We start from the raw sequence: 3,050 nt of genomic DNA on the forward strand, positions 1-3,050 counted from the left end.
CGTATCCATCGTCACCGCCGGACCCTCAAGCCCCAACGTGTACGACAACCGCCCCGACAACACACTCGTCGCATTGCCCGTCATCAGATGACCGGTGATGCCTTCGGAGTCCTCCTCGCTCTCCAGGGTCATCCCGGCGTAGCCGGACGGGTAGCCGCCGACGAAGGCGCCGGTCTGGCTGCCGCGCAGCGTCGTGGGGTCGATGCCGGCCCGCTCGAAGGCCTCCCAGGACGTCTCCAGCAGCAGCCGCTGCTGCGGGTCCATCGCCAGCGCCTCACGCGGGCTGATCCCGAAGAAGCCAGGGTCGAAGCGGCTCGCGTCCTGCACGAATCCGCCGGCCCGGGTGTACGACGTGCCCGGGCGTTCCGAGTCGGGGTCGTAGAGCGCTTCGATGTCCCAGCCGCGGTCCTGCGGGAAGGCCCCGATCGCGTCCGTGCCCGAGGCCAGCAGCTCCCACAGCTCCTCCGGACTGGCCGCACCACCCGGGAACCGGCACGCCATCCCCACGATCGCCACCGGCTCGTCCGCCACCCCGGCCACCGGACGAACCGGCTCGACCACAGCCGGCAGATCACCCGCCAGTTCCGCGCGCAGCAAGCCGGTCAGGGCTGCGGGCGTGGGGTAGTCGAAGACGAGTGTGGCCGGCAGTCGCAGTCCGGTCTCGGTCCGCAGCCGGTTGCGCAGATCCACCGCGGTCAGCGAGTCGAAGCCCAGGTCGGTGAAGGCCCGGCCCGCCTCGATCGCCTCCGGGGAGGCGTGCCCGAGCACCGCGGCCACATGGGCGCGCACCAGGTCCAGCAGGATCCGGTCCCGCTCCGTGCCCGACACCGACGCCAGCCGGTGGCGCAGCGCCTCGACGGCGTCGGCTGCGGTCGCCGCCGTACGGGCGGCGGCGGTGCGCCGTGCCGTACCGCCGGCCAGCACCCGCCACAGCGGCGGGATCTCCGCGCTGCGGGCCACCTGCGACCGCAGGGCGGCGAGGTCCAGGCGGGCCGGTACCAGCAGCGCCTCCTCGCGGGCGAGCGCCGTGTCCATCACGACCAGGCCCTCTTCGGCGCCGAGGGCAGCGATTCCGGAGCGGCTGATCCGGGAGAGCAGCTGCTCGCCCAGGTTCCGTCCGATGCCCGCCTCGTGCGCCCAGGGGCCCCAGGCCAGCGAGAGGCCCGCCAGTCCTGCGGCCCGCCGGTGGTGTGCGAGGGCGTCCAGGAAGGAGTTGGCCGCGACGTAGTTGCCCTGACCGGTCGCGCCGAGCGCTGCCGCCGCGGAGGAGAACATCACGAAGTGCTCCAGGTCCATGTCCTGGGTGAGTTCGTGGAGGTGCCATGCGGCGTCCGCCTTCGGCCGCATGACCGCCGCGACCCGTTCCGGGGTGAGTGCCGTGATGACGCCGTCGTCGATGATCCCCGCGGCGTGGAAGACCGAGCCCAGCGGGCAGTCGGCCGGAACCGTCTCCAGCACGGCGGCCAGCGCACCCCGGTCCGCCACGTCGCACGCCACCACCCGGACCCAGACACCCAGCTCCGCCAACTCCGCGGCCAGCACCGCCACATCGCCGGAAGCCGGGCCCGACCGACTGAGCAGCAGCACACCGCCAGCCCGGCCGGTCCTCACCAGGTGCCGGGCCACCAGCCCGCCCAGCGTCCCCGTCCCGCCGGTCACGAGCAGTGACCGCGGGGCGTCGGCGTGCGGGCTCGCGAAGTGTTCAACCGCGGCCGGAGCGCCACTCGGACGGGTGAGCCGCCGCCCGAGGGCGGCCCCGTCCCTGATCGCCAGTTCCGGTTCCGCGCTGTCCAGCACGGACGGCAGCACCGCTGCCCGGCCGCGGTCGGCGCTCTCGGCCGGAAGGTCGACGAGGACCAGCCGGCCGGGGTTCTCCGACTGTGCCGAGCGCAACAGACCCCAGGCCGCGGCGGCCGCCAGGTCCGTCACGCCCTCGTCGGCCACGGCGGCCACGCCACCGCGGGTGACGATCACCAACTGCGCCGATTCCAGCCGTTGTTCGTCCAGCCACTCCTGGGCCAGCGCGAGCGCGTCACCGGCGGTCCGCCGTGCCGTCTCGGCCACGGTGTCGGGGCCGGTACCGATGTCGAGGCCGGTGTCGGTGTCGGTGTTGGTGCCGGGGCTGGCGCTGGTGCCGATGCCGGTACTGGTGCCGTCGGCCGGCGGTGCGCCGAGGCAGACCACCACGGCACGCGGGGTGATCCCTCCCGCTTCGGTGGCGGCGGCGACCTCGGCCAGCGCGGCGAAGGAACGCACCGGCACCCCGGCCGCGTCGAGGCCCTCGGCCAGCCCGAAACGGTCGGCACCGACCAGTGCCCAGTCGCCGGACGGCACCGGGGTCCCGGCCACCGGGGCCCATTCCACCGCGAACAGCGCGTCCGTCACCCCGGCGTGCGCGGTCTGCAGCCGGTCGGCCGACACGGGGCGGCTGACCAGCGACGCCACGGTCACCACCGGAGCCCCTGCGGCGTCCGCGGCCGTCAGGGCGAGACCGCCCCGGCCGTCCCGCCGCAACCGGGCCCGCAGCACCGAGGCGCCGCTCGCATGCAGTTCCACGCCGCTCCAGGCGAACGGCATCCGCACCTGGCCCGGCTCGCCCTCCGCGTCCGCGTCCGTGTCCGTCTCCGCGTCCGCATCCGCCAGGAGCGCGGAGTGCAGGGCCGCGTCGAGCAGTGCCGGGTGCAGTCCGAACGATCCGGCGTCCTGGGCCACCGACTCCGGCAGCGCCACCTCGGCGAAGATGTCCTCGCCCCGGCGCCATGCCGCCCGCAGCCCCTGGAACGCGGGGCCGTAGACGTCTGCGAGACGGACCGCGTAGACGTCGCCGATGTCCAGCGGTGCCGCGTCTCGCGGCGGCCACACCAGCAGGTCCTCGTCGGTCGACCCGTCCGCCGAACCGGCCGTCGTGGCGGGGGCCACCACACCACTGGCGTGCTGCACCCACGGCTGCTCGGAACCGGGCTGATCCGGACGGGAGAACACCTCGACCGTACGCCGCCCCTCCTCGTCACCCGCGGCCACCACCACCTGGATACGGACCCCGCCACCAT

General features: G+C 74.5%; 1 protein-coding gene. It reads right to left on the minus strand.

Going from position 1 to position 3,050, the window contains the following annotated elements; genetic code table 11:
• The coding region (locus tag ACFZCP_RS45805; protein WP_391443220.1) for an SDR family NAD(P)-dependent oxidoreductase at window positions 1-3,050 on the minus strand (3,050 nt) is incomplete at both ends.

The sequence above is a fragment of the Streptomyces sp. NPDC007971 genome (genome assembly GCF_042958635.1).
GTDB lineage: Bacteria > Actinomycetota > Actinomycetes > Streptomycetales > Streptomycetaceae > Streptomyces.